Annotated in this window: 16 protein-coding genes; 8 read left to right on the plus strand and 8 right to left on the minus strand. The window is 71.4% G+C overall.

The features are described 5' to 3' along the window. Positions 1 to 265 precede the first annotated feature (265 nt). Together P2L57_RS20425 and P2L57_RS20430 are read left to right on the plus strand one after the other, a co-directional pair. A complete protein-coding gene (locus P2L57_RS20425) occupies positions 266 to 1,186 on the plus strand; it encodes an SGNH/GDSL hydrolase family protein (RefSeq protein WP_275816580.1) in 921 nt (306 codons plus the stop codon). Between the two features lie 70 nt (positions 1,187 to 1,256). Beyond that, positions 1,257 to 1,676, plus strand: coding sequence for a TIGR03668 family PPOX class F420-dependent oxidoreductase (locus P2L57_RS20430; protein ID WP_275816582.1), 420 nt, complete (start codon positions 1,257 to 1,259; stop codon positions 1,674 to 1,676). 4 nt (positions 1,677 to 1,680) lie between these two features. Here P2L57_RS20430 and P2L57_RS20435 read toward each other — a convergent pair whose 3' ends face one another. Both P2L57_RS20435 and P2L57_RS20440 read right to left on the minus strand, forming a co-directional pair. Beyond that, the gene (locus P2L57_RS20435) at positions 1,681 to 2,304 is read right to left on the minus strand and encodes a DJ-1/PfpI family protein (protein ID WP_275816585.1); all 624 of its coding nucleotides are present in this window, start codon (positions 2,302 to 2,304) and stop codon (positions 1,681 to 1,683) included. 10 nt (positions 2,305 to 2,314) lie between these two features. Next, the gene (locus P2L57_RS20440; protein WP_275816587.1) at positions 2,315 to 3,283 is read right to left on the minus strand and encodes a GlxA family transcriptional regulator; all 969 of its coding nucleotides are present in this window, start codon (positions 3,281 to 3,283) and stop codon (positions 2,315 to 2,317) included. A 181-nt stretch (positions 3,284 to 3,464) separates the two neighbouring features. On the opposite strand from P2L57_RS20440, the gene P2L57_RS20445 reads away from it, so the two are divergent. Next, positions 3,465 to 4,088 (plus strand): TetR/AcrR family transcriptional regulator, encoded by a 624-nt coding sequence (locus P2L57_RS20445; protein ID WP_275816589.1) that lies wholly within the window; start codon positions 3,465 to 3,467, stop codon positions 4,086 to 4,088. Between the two features lie 33 nt (positions 4,089 to 4,121). Here the strand turns inward: P2L57_RS20445 and P2L57_RS20450 are convergent, their stop codons facing one another. Both P2L57_RS20450 and P2L57_RS20455 read right to left on the minus strand, forming a co-directional pair. Beyond that, the gene (locus P2L57_RS20450; RefSeq protein WP_275816591.1) at positions 4,122 to 4,550 is read right to left on the minus strand and encodes an organic hydroperoxide resistance protein; all 429 of its coding nucleotides are present in this window, start codon (positions 4,548 to 4,550) and stop codon (positions 4,122 to 4,124) included. A gap of 111 nt (positions 4,551 to 4,661) precedes the next feature. Further along, on the minus strand, positions 4,662 to 5,681 hold the full coding sequence (locus tag P2L57_RS20455) for an NADP-dependent oxidoreductase (RefSeq protein ID WP_275816593.1): 1,020 nt from the start codon (positions 5,679 to 5,681) through the stop codon (positions 4,662 to 4,664). A 111-nt stretch (positions 5,682 to 5,792) separates the two neighbouring features. Between P2L57_RS20455 and P2L57_RS20460 the strand changes: the two genes are divergently transcribed. Continuing rightward, a complete protein-coding gene (locus P2L57_RS20460) occupies positions 5,793 to 6,221 on the plus strand; it encodes a MarR family winged helix-turn-helix transcriptional regulator (RefSeq protein ID WP_275816595.1) in 429 nt (142 codons plus the stop codon). Positions 6,222 to 6,528: 307 nt separating this feature from the next. On the opposite strand, the gene P2L57_RS20465 is transcribed toward P2L57_RS20460, so the two are convergent. Further along, the gene (locus P2L57_RS20465) at positions 6,529 to 6,801 is read right to left on the minus strand and encodes a GlsB/YeaQ/YmgE family stress response membrane protein (protein WP_275816597.1); all 273 of its coding nucleotides are present in this window, start codon (positions 6,799 to 6,801) and stop codon (positions 6,529 to 6,531) included. Between the two features lie 179 nt (positions 6,802 to 6,980). Then, a complete protein-coding gene (locus P2L57_RS20470) occupies positions 6,981 to 8,207 on the minus strand; it encodes an MFS transporter (RefSeq protein ID WP_275816862.1) in 1,227 nt (408 codons plus the stop codon). 283 nt (positions 8,208 to 8,490) lie between these two features. Between P2L57_RS20470 and P2L57_RS20475 the strand changes: the two genes are divergently transcribed. Both P2L57_RS20475 and P2L57_RS20480 read left to right on the plus strand, forming a co-directional pair. Further along, positions 8,491 to 9,186, plus strand: coding sequence for a class F sortase (locus P2L57_RS20475; protein WP_275816599.1), 696 nt, complete (start codon positions 8,491 to 8,493; stop codon positions 9,184 to 9,186). Positions 9,187 to 9,312: 126 nt separating this feature from the next. Beyond that, positions 9,313 to 11,874, plus strand: coding sequence for a phosphatidylglycerol lysyltransferase domain-containing protein (locus P2L57_RS20480; RefSeq protein WP_275816600.1), 2,562 nt, complete (start codon positions 9,313 to 9,315; stop codon positions 11,872 to 11,874). Here P2L57_RS20480 and P2L57_RS20485 read toward each other — a convergent pair. Together P2L57_RS20485 and P2L57_RS20490 are read right to left on the minus strand one after the other, a co-directional pair. Further along, on the minus strand, positions 11,871 to 12,368 hold the full coding sequence (locus P2L57_RS20485; protein ID WP_275816602.1) for a MarR family winged helix-turn-helix transcriptional regulator: 498 nt from the start codon (positions 12,366 to 12,368) through the stop codon (positions 11,871 to 11,873). The two genes, P2L57_RS20480 and P2L57_RS20485, sit on opposite strands and share 4 nt — an antisense overlap. Before the next feature lie 23 nt (positions 12,369 to 12,391). Beyond that, entirely contained in the window at positions 12,392 to 13,819 is a 1,428-nt protein-coding gene (locus tag P2L57_RS20490; RefSeq protein WP_275816604.1) for an MFS transporter, read from the minus strand. Between the two features lie 288 nt (positions 13,820 to 14,107). Here P2L57_RS20490 and P2L57_RS20495 point away from each other — a divergent pair, with 288 nt between their 5' ends. Further along, on the plus strand, positions 14,108 to 15,454 hold the full coding sequence (locus tag P2L57_RS20495; protein ID WP_275816607.1) for an ATP-binding protein: 1,347 nt from the start codon (positions 14,108 to 14,110) through the stop codon (positions 15,452 to 15,454). Beyond that, positions 15,451 to 15,873, plus strand: a complete 423-nt coding sequence (locus tag P2L57_RS20500; RefSeq protein WP_372515807.1) for a roadblock/LC7 domain-containing protein — start codon at positions 15,451 to 15,453, stop codon at positions 15,871 to 15,873. Before P2L57_RS20495 ends, P2L57_RS20500 begins: the two co-directional genes overlap by 4 nt. The last annotated feature ends 1 nt before the right edge of the window (position 15,874 follow it).

Consider the following 15,874-nt stretch of genomic DNA (forward strand, 5'->3'; position numbering starts at 1 on the left):
TGGGACGAGGTTCGCCTTCCCCAGCGGCCTCGCGCCCGATTCGGTGGCTCCGCCATAGCGACAGCACCAGACATTCTGCACCATTTTTAGCAAACGGGACAAGAACTGATCGTTCGCACCCAAACTTCCGTCGACCACCCTCTTCGCCACCGAGCCCGCTGAGCCCGGTCGAGCCATCAGGGAAAAACTACCGTGCACCGTCCTTTCGAGGGTGACGTACCGTCGGGCTCAGACAGATATCACCCGGTCATCCGAGAGGACAACGATGCGAGAGGCTCAAGGTCGCGGCGGGACGCGCGGGCGTCGGCCCGCAGGCGGCCCCGGGCGCGGCGTCACGGCCGTCCTCGCCGCCGCCCTGCTGCTCGCCGGTTGTGGAACGGGCAGCTCAGCCCCGTCGCACAGCCGCGCCGCCACGGCGGCCCCGCACCGGCCGTCCCCCTCCCCCACCCCCGTGTGGAATCCGCATCCGCAATCGGTCGCCGCGCTCGGCGACTCCATCACCCGCGGCTTCGACGCCTGTTCACTGCTGTCCGACTGCCCGGAGGTGTCCTGGGCGACCGGTTCCCGCGCTGGTGTGGACAGCCTGGCCGGGCGCCTGCGCGGTTCGGCGCAGGAAGGAGACTGGAACTTCGCGAGGACCGGGGCGCGGATGGCCGATCTACCCGGCCAGATGCGACAGGCGGCGCTGCAGCGGCCGCAGTTGGTGACGGTGCTCATGGGGGCCAATGACGCGTGCGCCCACTCGGTGGACGGCATGACATCGATCGACGACTTCCGGAACCGGTTCACCGCGGCGATGGACGAGTTGCGCCGCACTTCGCCCAAGACCGAGGTCTATGTCTCCAGCATTCCGGATCTGCTCCGGCTGTGGTCGGTCGGCCGGCACAACCCGTTGGGCGAACAGATATGGAAGCTGGGCGTCTGCCCGTCGATGCTGGCCGACTCCGCGAACACCGCGGCGGACGCGACGGCGCGCCGGGAGGCGGTGCGCGCCCGGGTGATGGCGTACAACAGCGCGCTGGGCGAGGCGTGCGGACGGTACCCGCTGTGCCGGTACGACGGCGGCGCGGTCTTCCAATACGCCTTCGGCACGGACGAGTTGAGCGACTGGGACTGGTTCCATCCCAGCACCAAGGGGCAGGCCGAACTCGCCCGGCTCGGCTACGACGGGGTGACGAGGAGCTGATCGGCGCGGCTCCGTCGCGCCATCGGCGGGCTTTGTCCAGCTCACACCTTTTGCCGGGTAGCCTCGCGGCATGCGACTGCCCGAGGACGAGGCGCGGCGGCGGTTCACGGCCGCCAGGGTGCTGCGGTTGGCCACGATCGACCAGCGGGGACGCCCGCACCTGGTCCCGGCGGTCTTCGCGGCCGTGGGCCGTACGGTGTTCATGGCCGTCGACCAGAAGCCCAAGCGGCACCAGGAGTTGCGGCGGCTGGACAACATCCGCGCCACCCCGGAGGTCTCGCTCCTCGTGGACCACTACGAGGAGGAGTGGCGTCGCCTGTGGTGGGTGCGGGCGGACGGCACCGCCCGCATCCTCGGCGGGGACGACGACCGCATCGAGCCGATCCAGCGGCTGGCCGCCAAGTACCCGCAGTACGAGGGCCAGTTGCCGCGCGGGGCGGTCATCGACGTGACGGTCGACCGGTGGACGGGCTGGGCGTTCAGCGAGTAGCGGTCTACAGGCGCCAGGCGGCCAGCAGGTCCTTCGCGGCCTGCGGGGCCTTGGCGGGTGAGCCCGCGTCGAACGGCGGCTGCGGGTCGTACTCGATGAGCAGTTGCAACGCCTCGGCATGCGTGCGGTCCGCGATGCGCTCCACCAGGGCGAGGGCCATGTCGATGCCCGAGGAGACTCCGGCGGCGGTGACGATCCGGCCCTGGAAGACGGTGCGTTGCGGTGTGTACGTGGCGCCGTAGGACTCCAGGAGCTCCACCGCGCTCCAGTGGGTGGTGGCCTGCAGCCCCTTCAGCAGTCCGGCGGCGCCCAGCAGCAGCGACCCGGTGCACACCGAGGTCGTCCACTGCGCCAGGTCGTGCAGACGGCGGATCTGGTCCAGCAGCGGCTCGTCGTCGACCCGGCGGCGGGCACCTGGGCCACCCGGGACCAGCAGGATGTCGCAGCTGTCGACGTCGGCGAGCGCGGCTTCCGCGAGGAGCGCGGGGGTGCCGCTGTCGGGACGAACCGGCCCGGGCCGCGTGGCGGCGAAGACCACCTCGGCCTTCGGCAGTCCGTTCAGCACCTCGTACGGGCCGATCGCGTCGAGCGCTGTGAAGCCGTCGAAGACGGGGATGACGATACGCATGGGCGCTCCTTCATCGTGCGGTGGAGAAGTGATGGCGGTATTGCCCCGGCGTGACGCCGAGGGTGTGCTTGAAGCGGCGGTGCAGGGTCTCGGCGGTTCCGAAGCCGCAGACGCGGGCTATCGCGTCCACGGTGGTGTCCGTCGTCTCCAGCAGGGCCCGGGCCGCCTCGACGCGGACGGTCTCCACGTAGGCGGCCGGGGTGCGGCCGGTCTCGGCGCGGAAGACACGGGTGAGGTTGCGCTCGCTCATCCCGGCCCGCTCGGCGAGCACACGGACGGTCAGATCGTCCGCGAGATGGCCGGTGACCCAGGCCTGGACCTCGCGCAGCGGCTCCCGTGTCGGCCGCTGCGCGGCGAGTTGGGTGCTGAACTGGGCCTGGCCGCCAGGGCGTTGGACGAACATCACCAGCTGCCGGGCGACGGCCCGGGACACCTCGGGCCCGTGGTCCTCCTCGACCAGGGCGAGCGCCAGGTCCATCCCCGCGGTCACCCCGGCCGAGGTCCACACCTCCCCGTCCCGTACGAAGATGTGGTCCGGGGCGACCGTCACCTGCGGGTACTCGCGGGCCAGCCGCTCGCAGGACCCCCAGTGCGTCACCGCTCGCCGCCCGTCCAGCAACCCGGCCCGGGCCAGCAGGAACGCTCCGGTACACACCGAGGCCACCCGCCGGGCCCGCCCGGCCGCGGCCCGGAGCCAGCGGACGAGGTGCTCGTCGTCCGCCGCCTCCCGGTCGCCGGGGCCGCCGACGACCACCAGTGTGTCCAGCGGTCCCCCGCACCGCTGGACGGTACTGGTGGGTACGACGTCGACGCCGTGGCTGGCCCGCACCGCCCCGGGCTGGGGCGCGACGATCTCGACCAGGTAGCCGCTGCCCTCGGGCAGCCGCTCTGCTGCCTGCCCGAACACCTCGTGCGGTCCCGTCAGGTCCAGGAGCTGAAACCGCGGATAGACGACGAAGACGATGCGGCGCTGCGTCACACACTCATCGTGGCGCGCCGTCGGTGATGGCGGCAAGGACATGGATATGACGATCTCAGCCAGTAGCGGTGGCTCTCTTTTTTCCTTTGACGCCTTGCCGTCAAACCCCTGGACGGCCGACTGATGGCGTTACCAAATCGTGAGGTTTAAACTGCCGATGGGCCGTAATACGCTCTCGCACGTGAGAGCCAACGGCCAGGGCCGATCACCAGGAGGGCGGTCGGCGCGCGGCGAGGACCGGCGCACGGAGATCGTCCAGGCCGCGCTGGCGGTCATCGCCGAGCGCGGCTACCGGGGCGCGTCACTGAGTGCGGTAGCGGAGCGGGTCGGCCTCACCCAGCAGGGGCTGCTGCACTACTTCCCCACGAAGGAAGCCCTGTTCATGGCGGTACTGGAGGCCCGCGACCGCTGGGACGTGGCGTCGGCGGCGCTGCACGGCTCGGTCTGGCCGCTGGAGATGCTGGCCTCGCTGGTGGAGTACAACGCGACCCGGCCCGGCCTTGTGCAGACCTTCACGGTGCTGGCGAGCGACAGCGTGACCGAGGGGCATCCGGCACACGACTTCTTCCGCGACCGCTATGCCTGGGTGCGCGCGGGCGCGGCGGACGCGCTGCGCGCCGAGTACGGGGACGAGCTGCCCGCCGGTCTCACTCCGGAGCGCGTCGCCCCGCTGCTCATCGCCGTGATGGACGGCCTGCAACTGCAGTGGCTGCTGGAGCCGGAGGAAGTGGACATGGCGGCCGCGTTCCGCGCCTTCCTGGCGCTGCTGAACCCCACGGAACGCGGTAAGGGGCGTGCTCCATAGAGCACGCCCCTTACCTGTGTGGCGAGTTGGCCGTCAGTCGACGGACAGCGTCACCTCGATGTTGCCGCGCGTCGCGTTGGAGTACGGGCACACCTGGTGTGCCTTCTCCACCAGCGACTTGGCGGTCTCGGCGTCCACGTTCGGGATGGACGCCGAGATGTCGACCTTGAGGCCGAAGCCGCCCGCCGCGGTCTTGCCGATGCCGACCTTGGCGGTCACGGTCGAACCGGAGATGTCCGCCTTCTCCTGGCGGGCGACCACGCCGAGGGCGCCCTGGAAGCAGGCGCTGTAGCCGGCGGCGAACAGCTGCTCCGGGTTGGTGCCGGCACCGCTGCCGCCCAGCTCCTTGGGCGGGTTGACGATGACGTCGAGCTTGCCGTCGTCACTGGCGACGCGGCCGTCGCGGCCGTTCTCGGCGGTCGCGACCGCGGTGTAGGCCACGTCTACGGACTGGATGGACATATAGCGACATCCTCCTGCTGGTGCGCCGCGACTCGCGCCCTCGATCGCGACGGTCTGGTGATGAGCCTAGGTGAGGGCTGCGAAGCCCGCGTAACGCCCCCGTTGCCTGCCTCAGTCGGCGAGCTTGACGACCATCTTTCCGGTGTTCTCACCGCGCAGCAGGCCGAGGAAGGCCTCCACGCCGTTGTCGATGCCCTCGACCACGGTCTCCCGGTAGTGCAGCTTGCCCTCGCGGATCCAGCCGCCGACCTCCTCGACGAACTGCTCCTTGAGGTCGCCGTGGTCGCCGACCAGCAGGCCCTCAAGGCGCAGCCGCTTGCCGATGACCAGGGCCAGGTTGCGCGGGGCCGCGGGCGGCTCGGTCGCGTTGTACTGCGCGATCATGCCGCAGAGCGCGGCGCGTCCGTGCACGTTGAGCGAGCTGATCGCCGCCTCCAGGTGCTCGCCGCCGACGTTGTCGAAGTACACGTCGATGCCGTCGGGCGCGGCCTTCTTGAGCTGCTCGGCCACCGGGCCGCTCTTGTAGTTGAAGGCCGCGTCGAAGCCGTACTCCTCCACCAGCACCCTGACCTTCTCGTCGGAACCGGCCGAGCCGATCACCCGCGAGGCGCCCTTGAGCCTGGCGATCTGTCCGACCTGGCTGCCCACCGCACCGGCCGCGCCGGAGACGAAGACCGCGTCGCCCTCCTTGAAGGCTGCGACCCGCAGCAGTCCCGCGTAGGCGGTCAGCCCGGGCATGCCGAGCACGCCGAGGTACGAGGACAGCGGCGCCACCTCGGGGTCGACGGTGATGCTGTGCTTGGCGTCCAGCACCGCGTACTCGCGCCAGCCCAGCCCGTGCAGCACATGGTCGCCGATGTTCAGGCCCTCGGCCTGGGAGGCGATGACGACGCCGACCGCTCCGCCGTGCATCGGCTGGTCGAGCTGGTACGGCGGTGCGTACGACTTGACGTCGTTCATCCGGCCCCGCATGTACGGGTCGACCGACATGTAGAGGTTGCGGACCAGCACCTGGCCGGGGCCGAGCTCCGGGATCGCGGCCTCGCGCAGCGCGAAGTCGGCGGGCTTCGGCCAGCCCTGGGGGCGGGCGGTCAGGTGCCATTCGCGGCTGGTTGTGGGCAGTGCAGACATGGGGAGGGCTCTCTCCTTCCGCCACAGCGTCACCATGGCAAAGGTTCAGGTTCTGAACTAATAATGCTCCTGGATATTTCACGTTGTCAAGCAAATGGGTATCCTGAAGCCATGACGCCACGTATTGATCCCCTGACCAGGGAGGTCGTCGACCTCATCGGCTCGGTCGTCTTCCGCTACCACGAGGAGTACGACGCGGCGGCGGGCAAGCACCAGCTCACCGGCGCACAGGCCCGGGTGCTGGGGCTGCTCTCGCTCGAACCGATGCCCATGCGCCGGATCGCGGAGCAGCTCAAGTGCGAGCCGTCGAACGTCACCGGGATCATCGACCGGCTTGAGATACGCGGCCTGGTCGAACGGCGCCCGGACGCCGCCGACCGGCGGATCAAGCTGGCCGCCGCGACGGCGGCGGGCAAGGAGACCTACGAGCGGCTGCGGTCCTCGCTGGACTTCGCCCGGGAGCCGCTGGCCCGACTGTCCACCGACGAGCGGACGGCGTTGCGGGACATTTTGCGGCGCATGCTCGGCCTGGAGACCTGAGGCTCTCCAGGCGGCGTGGCGGCCGGGATGCCATGGGGCGCGGTGCGTTCGGACGCCGCCGGTCCGCGCCGTGCGGGTCGCTCGCCTTCACGGCGGAACAAATTCTGTCGGGGCAGGCCCCCGAACCCCCTGGGAGTGGGAGGGACTCGGCCCCGACGCCCCCGGAGGTTTGGGGGCTGCCGCCAAGGAAGCCCGTAGGCAAGCGGACCGCCGACCGCAGCCACCGCTGGGGTTTGGGGCCTGCCCCCGACACCCCCGAGGCGGCACGGGGGCTTGGCTCCGGCTCTGGTCAGGTCCGCCGGAGGCGCTAGCGGCGCTCGCGGGAGTTGCCGAACAGGATCCGGTAGGCGATCAGCAGGACGAGCGAACCCGCGATCGCGGCCACCCAGGTCTTGAGGTCGAAGAACTGGTGCGGGATCGGGCGGTGCAGGAACTTCGCGGACAGCCAGCCGCCGAGGAACGCACCGGCGATACCGGTCAGCGTGGTGCCGATGAGGCCGCCCGGGTCACGCCCGGGCAGCAGGATCTTGGCTATCGCTCCGGCGAGCAGTCCCAGGATGATCCAGCCGACGATACCCATGTTGCTGTCCTGCCTTCTTCTCTTCGCTGCATGCGGCCACGGGGTGCGGCCACACCCCCACAGACGCGGCCGCCCGCGGCCGCGGTTGCCAGTCCGCCTGCCCGCGCCCGGGCCGATCATGCGTGGCGAGGCTCGGCGCGGCGGACGGCCAGTTGGCCCCGTGCCCGCTGAACCCCGGCCTAGGCCTGCGGCGTTCTGGCGTCGTAGCGGGCGAATCCGCGCCACCGCAGCGCCAGCAGGCCCAACACCAGGACGCAGGCGAGGCCTCCGCCGACCACGGCGACGGTGGGCGAGGCCAGATCGGCGACGGAACCGGCGAGGAAGTCGCCGAGCCGCGGCCCGCCCGCGACCACCACGATGAACACGCCCTGCAGTCGGCCGCGCATCTCGTCCGGGGTCGCCGCCTGCAGCATCGTGCTGCGGAACACCATGGAGATGGTGTCGGAGCAGCCCGCGATCGCCAGGAAGACCATGCCCAGCCACAGCTGACGGGTGAGCCCGAAGACGGCCACGGCCGCGCCCCAGGACGCGACGGCGAACAGGATCGCCAGGCTGTGCCGGCGTATCCGGCCCAGCCAGCCGGAGAACAGCCCGCCCAGCACCGCGCCGATGGCGGGGGCCGCCACCAACAGGCCGACGGTCTTGGCACCGCCCCCGAACCACAGGGCCGCGATGGCCGGGAACAGCGCCCGGGGCTGTGCCAGCACCATGGCCGCCAGATCACAGAAGAAGGTCATCCGCACATTGGGACGGGTGGCCAGGAAGCGCAGTCCGTCCAGCACGGAGGCACGCCGCCGCCCGCCGCCGTCACCGCGGTCGGGACGGATGGCGGGCAGCCGCCACATGGCGTAGAGCGAGGCGGTGAAGGCCGCCACGTCGACCAGGTACGCGGCCTGGTAGCCCCACAGGCCGACGATCAGGCCGCCCAGCGAGGGGCCCGCCATCAGGCCCAGGTTGGTGGTGAGGGCCTGCAGTGCGTTGGCGGCGGGCAGCGACTCGGTCGGCAGCAGCCGGGGGATCATCGAGCTGCGGGCGGTGGAGTTCATGGCGAAGCAGATCGCCTGCAGCGCCACGATCCCGTACAGCAGCCACACGTGGTGGAAGTGCGCGAGCGCCGCCGCGGCCAGCACGACGGACAGCACCGTGGCCCCGCCGGCGCTCACCAGGCCCAGCTTGCGGCGGTCCACGGTGTCGGCGACCGCGCCGCCGTAGAGCCCGAAGACCACCAGCGGAACAAGGGAGAACAGGCCCACCAGGCCGACGGAGAAGGTGGACCGGGTGACCGCGTAGACCTGGAGGGAGACCGCGAGCGCGGTCATCTGCTGGCCCATCCAGGAGATCGTGTTGCCGAACCACAGACGGCGGTAGGCGGCCGAGATCCGCAACGGCGTCAGATCGGCGAACACCCGGCGCCGCGCCGCACCGCCCCCGTTGGGCGCGCCGGTGGCGGGCGGGCCGCCGGAGGCGCGTTCGGCCGTGGATCTGTCCGGGTCGTCAGCCCGGCTGCGTATCGAAGGCACACGACACGCTAGCAATCCGGCTGCCCCGTGCTCCGTACGGGTTCCGGGAACGTCCGTCGCGCGCCATTCAGCACATTGTGTGATCCCCTGTCAGATAACGGGTCAGCTGCCGGATTCCCGCATCGGACCCGGGAACATTGCGACAGGGCAGCCATTCACGGAGGTCGCCATGGAACGCTCCCAGGACTTCGAGCCCGGAAGATCCCCTGTGCCAGCCGAGCGGGAGACGCATCGCGCCCCGTCGAAGTCGGCCGTCGGCGCGGCCCTGCTGGCGCTGCTCGCGGGCGCGTGGCTGATGCACGACGGATCCCAGTCGAGTCAGCCGCCCGCCCCCAAGGCATCCGACGGCCTGCCGCCGGGACGGCACAGCGGTGTCGTGTCCCCCTCGCCGACCGTCCTGCCCCTGCCGAACTCCGCCCCGAGGCGGGTCCGCATCCCGGCCATCCGCGTCGACGCGCCCCTGATGAACCTCGCCATCGGCGCCGACCACCAGTTGCAGGTGCCGCCGGACAGCGACCGCAACCTGGCGGGGTGGTACGTCGGCAGCGTGATCCCCGGCGCCAAGGGCGCCTCGGTGCTCGCGGGGCATGTCGACACCATGGCGGGCCCGGCGGTCTTCTACAACCTCGGCTCGCTGCACAAGGGCAACACCGTCGAGGTCGCCCGCGCCGACCACCGCACCGCGGTGTTCACCATCTACGGCATCGAGGTGTACGCGAAGGAGAGCTTCCCCACCGAGAAGGTGTACGCCGACTCCCCGGCACCCGAGATCCGGCTGATCACCTGCGGCGGCGCCTTCTCGAAGAAGACCCACAGCTACACCGGCAACGTGGTGGTGTACGCCCGTCTCACCGGCACGAAATAGCCCCGGCGCACGGGCCGCGGGCCGCGCGCCCGGCGAGTTGGACGAGCTGGACGGCCCCGGCGTACGGTGCCTGCTCGCGGTCGATGGCGACCACCCCCTGCGGGGGACGGGAGACAGTACGGAACCATGTGGCAGTGGCTGGTGCACACCTACACCTCCCGGATCGTGCAGACCGGGCGGCAGCCGCTGTTCCTGCTGCTGACCGGCCTGGTCGGCTCCTTCGTCTTCATCCGGTTCAGCGTGCGGATGATCCGCCGCGGGGTGCGCTGGTGGCCCGGAAACATCGCACCGGGCGGTCTCCACATCCACCATGTGGTGTTCGGCCAGGCGATGATGCTGCTCGGCGGCGTCGGGGCGTTCACCATCCGCCCGGACTCGACGCTGGCCCGCAATGTGCTGGCGGTGTTCTTCGGCGTCGGCTGCGGCCTGGTGCTCGACGAGTTCGCGTTGGTACTGCACCTGGAGGACGTGTACTGGAGCGAGGAGGGCCGCAAGTCGGTCGACGCGGTGATCCTCGCGGTCGCGCTGATCGTCATGCTGCTGCTCGGCTGGGTGCCGTTCGCCGGGTTCAGGGGTCCACAGGCCGTCAGCAACCTCGGCAGCGCGGCGGTGTTGCTGGTGCTGGTGGTGTTCTGCATGCTCAAGGGCAAGGTGTGGACCGGGCTGTTCGGCGTGCCGTTCCCGCCCCTGGCGTTGATCGGTGCCATCCGGCTGGCCAGGCCGAACAGTCCGTGGGCACGCTGGCGCTACTATTCCCGGCCGCGCCGACTGGCCCGCGCCGAACGGCGTGACGCACGGCTGCACCGGCGGCTGGACACGGTACGCATGCGGTTCTACGACCTGTTGGCCGGTGCCCCGCACCTGGAACGCCCGCAGGCCAGGGCCGCGGAGATGGTGCGCAAGGCGCTGCCGACCCGACCGTCGGCCGCCGAGCTCGGCCCCTCCAGGCCGCAGCGCCTGTTGCGGCCGCTCAGTGCGCCGTGTCTGACGGCGGTGGTCTGGTATCTGCGGCTGGCCGCCACGTTCGACGTCGTGGCGGGCCTGATCGCACCGTTCCGCAACCGGGTGCACCGGGCCAACAGCGGGGACTTCTTCACCCCGTTCCTGGTGACGGCGGGCTTCACCGCGGCCGCGCTGGCCGCGTTGCTCGCGGTGATGCTGCGCCGCCGCAAGCGGGCCGCCTGGATCGTGACCATCGCGCTGTCCACCGGTAACGCCGCGCTGTACGGGGTGGCGTTGTGGGCGCTGCCCGAGGTCCGCGCGCATCCGTTCAACTGGGCCTCCGCCGGGCTGACCACCGCGGTGCCGCTCGCCCTGCTGATCGCCGAGCCGGTCTGCCGGGTGCGCGGCGAGCGCGGCAACATCGCCCGCGGCCTTGCCTACCTGGTGCTCGGCGGTGTGGTGGCGGCGGGCCTCGGCACGGTGCTGGTGCACCAGACCGACCATCCGCCGACCGCGGACTGGGCGGCCTGCTTCCGGTACGCGGTGCTGCGCATCTTCACCGTCTCCACCCTGGTCAACCTGCCGGAGATCTCCGTCCCCGGCTGGACCGACCTGCTGATCAACATCATCAGCGTGGCGTTCTTCCTCCAGGTGCTGCGGGCCTTCTTCCGCTCGCCACGCGGCCGGGCCCGGCTGCTGCCGGAGGACGAACTGCGGCTGCGCACGCTGCTGGACGAGTTCGGCGCCCTGGACTCGCTCGGCTACTTCGCGCTGCGGCACGACAAGTCGGCGATCTGGTCGCCGGCGCACGACGCGGCCGTGCTCTACCGGGTGGCCAACGGGGTCGCGTTGGCCTGCGGTGATCCGGTGGGGGATCCGCGCGGCTGGCCGCAGGCGATCGACGCCTGGCTGGAGACCGCCCGTACCCACGCCTGGGTTCCGGCGGTCACCGGTGCGAGCGAGGCGGGCACGGCAGCGTACGAGCGGTGCGGGCTCAAGGTGCTGGCGTTCGGCGACGAAGCGGTGGTGGGCGTCGCCGGGTTCACGCTGGACGGCGATGCGATACGGCCGCTGCGCCAGGCGCACGAGATGATCCAGGCCGCCGGTTACACCGTCGTCGTACGCCGCCACCGCGACATCCCCGGGCCCGAGATGGCACACCTGGTGCATCTGGCGGACGCCTGGCGGCACGGCACCTCGGACCGCCAGTTCACGATGACGCTGGGGCGGCTCGGCGCACCGGCGGACGGCGACTGCGTCCTGGTCGAGTGCCGTGACCCCAACGACCGCACCTGCGCGCTGCTGAGCCTGGTGCCCTGGGGACACACTGGGTTGGCGCTGGACCTGATGCGGCGGGACCGCGAATCCTCCGGCGAACTGGTCCCGTACATGATCACCGAACTGCTGCTACGGGCCCAGGCGGGGGCGGAGCCGGTCGCCGGGCTGGAGCGGGTCTCGCTCAACTTCACGCTCTTCCACACCGCGGCCGAGCACGGCGGCCCGGGCACCGGTCTGGTCTTCCGGCTGCACCGGGGCATCGTCCGACTGCTGTCCCGGCGGCGGCAGTTGGCGTCGGTGCAGCGGATCAACTCCGCGTTCCATCCGCGCTGGCGACCGCGCTTCCTGCTCTACGAGCGGGCCATGGAGCTGCCGCGCATCGCCCTCGGCGACGCCGAAGGCTTCCTGACCACGCCGCGTCTGCCGAGGGTCCCGCCTTCGGGCGGACCATCGAACGCGAGCGGCTAGGTGTCCAGGTGATCCGCCAAGCGGAACAACGCCGGAAGCGCCGCACGGACGATGGCGCGATCCGCCTCGTCCAGGGCGCCCAGCGCGGCGTCCAGACGGCGCTCATGGGCCTCGGCCCAGGCGGCCAGTTGGGCGCGGCCCGCGTCGGTGAGGGTGACGGCGGAGGCCCGCCGGTCGGCGGGGTCCACGGCGCGGGCCACCAGGCCCGCGCTGATCATCTGGCCTATCAGGCCACTGACGGTGCTGGTCGCCAGGCGCTGGCGGGCGGCGAGGTCGCCGATCCTGGCCGGTGAGTGCTCGGCGAGCACCTGTAGCAACTCGACCTGCGCCATGGGCAGTTGCTCCCATGGGTAGTCGGTGCGTATCGAGGCGCGCAGCGCCCGGCGAAGCCGGGTGACGGCCTCGGTGAGCAGTCGGGCATCCTGGCCGTGCTCCGCGGGCGGTGGCGTCGCGGCCGTGTCGGCCTGGGATCCGGATCGGGACTGGGGCGGCATGACTAGACCCTAATGGCCTGCGGCTAACGGTTCCGGCGCGGACTGGACCAGGCGGCGAGCACCGCCGACGCGGCGACGGCGAGCAGCAGCACGAGGGCCCAGCGCGGGCCGTCGTGGGACGACAGGTGCAGCGCCAGGGTCACCAGGGCGACCCCGAGCGCGGTGCCCAGCCCGCGGGCCATGTTCACCAGGCCCCCGCCGGTACCGGCGGAGCTGCTCGGCACCGCCCCCATGATCAGCGCGTTGTTGGCGGGCATGAAGACGCCCAGCCCGATCCCCAGCACCGCGAGCAGCGGCGTCAGCCACGCCTCGTCCAGCGGAACGGCGAGCAGCACGCCGAGCGTCCCGGCGCAGACCGCGGCGCCGAGCAGGCACCGGCCGCGGTCGGTCATCCCCCTGGGCAGCAGCCGGTCGGCACCGGTGGCCGCGATGGCGAACCCGGCGGGCAGCGCGGTCAGCACCAGCCCCGCCGCCAGTTCGGAGGAGCCCGCTCCGGTCAGTACCACCGGCACCAGGACCAGCGGCCCGAACAGCACCAGATAGCCGCACAGCGCCCCCAGCAGACCCGCCGACACCGCCCGCGGCCGTAGCAGCGCCAGATCGATCAGCGGTGCGGACGTGCGCCCCTGCCGTACGGCGAATCCCCACCCCGCGGCCACCGCGACGGCGAACAGCACGGCCGCTCCCCAGCCGGGCACGGCGAGCCCGGAGGCGGCCGAGACGCCGAGCAGCGCGGCGGTGGTGGCCAGCGCGAGCAGCGCGATTCCCGGCCAGTCGAATCCGGGGCGCCGGTTGCGGTTGCGGGTCCTGGGCAGCAGGTACTGGCCCGCGATCAGGGCGACCAGTCCGATGGGCACGTTGATGCCGAAGACCCAGCGCCAGCCGAGCGTGGACACCAGGGCGCCGCCGATGGTGGGGCCGAGCGCCAGTCCGAGCGCCTGGGCGGCGGCCTGGACGCCCAGCGCGGTCCGCATCCGGTCGCGGGGCGCGCTGGTGGCCACCAGCGCCACGCTGTTGGCCTGCATCATGGCGGCGCCGACCGCCTGTACGACGCGGAAGCCGATGAGGGCACCGAGCACCGGCGCCAGACCGCAGGCCGCGGAGGAGGCGGTGAACACCACGAATCCATAGAGGTAGAACAGCTTGCGGCCGTGCGCGTCGGCGAGCCGGCCCACCGGCACCAGCAGTGCGACCAGGGCCAGCAGATAGGCCAGCGAGACCCATTCGACCGCGGCCAGTGGGGCGTGGAACTCGGTGCGCAGACTGCCGTAGGTCAAGGTCACGATGCTGGCGTCGAGCTGCCCCATGAAGGCGCCGAAGCAGACCGTGGCGACCGCCAGCCACCATGCGCCGGGCCGGTTGCGGATACGCTCCGGCCGGCGGCGCTCCTGGAGCAGGAAGGCGGGCCAGGGGCGACGGCGCGGCGGGGCCGGGGACAGCTGTCCGCTCATGGCCTCCTTCTCTCTTCTACCGGCTGTGGCGTGGCATCCGACACTTCCAGGTTACATCGGCTACCGAAATGTTCTGCACCCGACGCATGTCGCACACAAGACGTCGCAGGTCAACCGCGGACAGCGACATCGGACCACCCCTAGCCGCCCCCTGCACACCCCTACGGAACCTCAAATGCCGGGAGTGATAGGGCGGTTGACCATTCGCTTCTCGCTCATGCGTGCGGTGGCCTTGGGTAAGATCCCCCGCACAGGCCGTGATCCCCCCGCCCCCGTCCCGAGGATCTGATGACACGACACATACCGGAGGCGGTGTTCTGGTGCCTCCTGGCCGGGGCACTGGCCGTCGTGATCCTGCTGATACGTGAACGGCAGATCAGTGCCCGGTTGCGCAGAACGGTCGCCACGCTTGAGGCCAGCGTGCGCTCCCGTGACGAGGAAATCCGCCACCTGGCCACCGTCCGGCTCCCCGCGCTGATGGAGTCCGGACCGCACCAACCCGCCGGTGCCCCCGGGCTGCTGCACGGGCACCTCGCCGGATCCGAGTACGCGATCAGTCTGAAGACGGTGTCCGACCTGTTCAGCCGGTCCGCGCAGGCCGCACAGGCGCGCGCCGACCAGTCGGCGAAGGCCGCGCTCAAGGCCTCGATGCGCACCCTGCAGGGTCTGGCCAACGAACAGCAGCTGAGCATCTCCGAGATGCAGGACCGGCACGACAACGCCGATGTACTGCAGGACCTGTTGGCGATCGACCACACCAACTCCCAGTTCGGACGGCGCGCGCAGGCCATCGCCGTGCTGTGCGGCTCCTGGCCCGGACGCCAGCGCTCGGCCTCCTCGCTGGTGGACGTGGTGCGCGGCGCCACCTCCCGGATCCGCGACTACCGCCGCGTCCAGGTGCACGCCCAGGTCGACATCGCGATCGTCAGCCGGGCGGTCGAGCCCGTCGTACTCACCGTCGCGGAACTGCTCGACAACGCCGCGCGCCACTCGCAGCCGAACACCACCGTGCAGGTCAACATCCAGCCCGCGCACAACGGCACCGCCATCGTCATCGACGACGCCGGTGTCGGCCTGATCGAGCAGGAGATCCGGCGCGCGACCGAGCTGCTGTCCGGTGCCGGGCAGACCGTGGACATCACCCGGCTCGGTGACCCGCCGCAGTTCGGCTTCGCCGCCATCGGCGTACTCGCCGCGCGCTACGGATTCAGCGTCTCGGTGGACACCCGCTCCCCCTACGGCGGCGTACGGGCGGTGGTCTTCCTGCCCAGCGCACTGCTCACCCGGGCACACGACGAGGGCCCCGACTCGGTGCGCGCCCGTCCCCCCGCCCGGCACGCCGCGCCACCGCGCCCGAGCGGTCCGGTGGCCACCGAGCACGTCGCGCCGGACGACGCCTCCCGGACGCCCAGCGCCGACCCGACCCCCGTGTACGCCTCGACCGCGGGCGGCCTGCCCAAACGCCGCCGCAGGCAGCCGACGGCAGAACACACCCCGCCGGCCGAACGGTCGGCACCCGAAACCCCGCAGGGCCGCTCGGCGCAGGACGCCGCCGCCATCATCGGGGCGTTCGCCCGCGGCACCCGGTCCGGCCGCGCCTCCTCATCGGACCATGAAGGGAATCCCCACACATGAACGGACTGAACGAGACCTCCAACGACCGTCTCGGCTGGATGCTCGACGACGCCCTGGCCGTCCCCGGCGCCCGGCACGCGATCCTGCTCTCCGCCGACGGAATGCTGCGGGCGCACTCCCGGGGCATCAGCAGGGACGAGTCGGAGCGGCAGGCCGCCGCACTGGCCGGACTTCAGTCGATCAGCCGCTCCACCGCCGAGTTCTGCGACCACCCCGACACCGCCTGGCGGCAGACGCTGATCGAGTTCGTGGACGGATTCGTCTTCCTGGTCGCTGCCGGGCCCGGCGCGTACCTCGCGGTGTCCGCCGCCGCGGATGTCGACATGGAGGCGGTCACGTTCCGCATGCACAAACTCGTGGACCGGTTGGGCAAGGAGTTGACCAGTCCGCCGCGGCAGGACGTCGGCAGGACCGCGTGAC

The organism is Streptantibioticus ferralitis (assembly GCF_029223525.1).
GTDB classification, from domain to species: domain Bacteria; phylum Actinomycetota; class Actinomycetes; order Streptomycetales; family Streptomycetaceae; genus Streptantibioticus_A; species Streptantibioticus_A ferralitis.

Excerpts from the sequence above, each read along its gene's own strand:
- P2L57_RS20425 (WP_275816580.1), top strand. The coding sequence starts at position 266 with ATGCGAGAGGCTCAAGGTCGCGGCGGGACGCGCGGGCGTCGGCCCGCA.
- P2L57_RS20430 (WP_275816582.1), top strand. The coding sequence starts at position 1,257 with ATGCGACTGCCCGAGGACGAGGCGCGGCGGCGGTTCACGGCCGCCAGG.
- P2L57_RS20435 (WP_275816585.1), bottom strand. The coding sequence starts at position 2,304 with ATGCGTATCGTCATCCCCGTCTTCGACGGCTTCACAGCGCTCGACGCG.
- P2L57_RS20450 (WP_275816591.1), bottom strand. The coding sequence starts at position 4,550 with ATGTCCATCCAGTCCGTAGACGTGGCCTACACCGCGGTCGCGACCGCC.
- P2L57_RS20455 (WP_275816593.1), bottom strand. The coding sequence starts at position 5,681 with ATGTCTGCACTGCCCACAACCAGCCGCGAATGGCACCTGACCGCCCGC.
- P2L57_RS20460 (WP_275816595.1), top strand. The coding sequence starts at position 5,793 with ATGACGCCACGTATTGATCCCCTGACCAGGGAGGTCGTCGACCTCATC.
- P2L57_RS20465 (WP_275816597.1), bottom strand. The coding sequence starts at position 6,801 with ATGGGTATCGTCGGCTGGATCATCCTGGGACTGCTCGCCGGAGCGATA.
- P2L57_RS20475 (WP_275816599.1), top strand. The coding sequence starts at position 8,491 with ATGGAACGCTCCCAGGACTTCGAGCCCGGAAGATCCCCTGTGCCAGCC.
- P2L57_RS20480 (WP_275816600.1), top strand. The coding sequence starts at position 9,313 with ATGTGGCAGTGGCTGGTGCACACCTACACCTCCCGGATCGTGCAGACC.
- P2L57_RS20485 (WP_275816602.1), bottom strand. The coding sequence starts at position 12,368 with ATGCCGCCCCAGTCCCGATCCGGATCCCAGGCCGACACGGCCGCGACG.
- P2L57_RS20490 (WP_275816604.1), bottom strand. The coding sequence starts at position 13,819 with ATGAGCGGACAGCTGTCCCCGGCCCCGCCGCGCCGTCGCCCCTGGCCC.
- P2L57_RS20495 (WP_275816607.1), top strand. The coding sequence starts at position 14,108 with ATGACACGACACATACCGGAGGCGGTGTTCTGGTGCCTCCTGGCCGGG.
- P2L57_RS20500 (WP_372515807.1), top strand. The coding sequence starts at position 15,451 with ATGAACGGACTGAACGAGACCTCCAACGACCGTCTCGGCTGGATGCTC.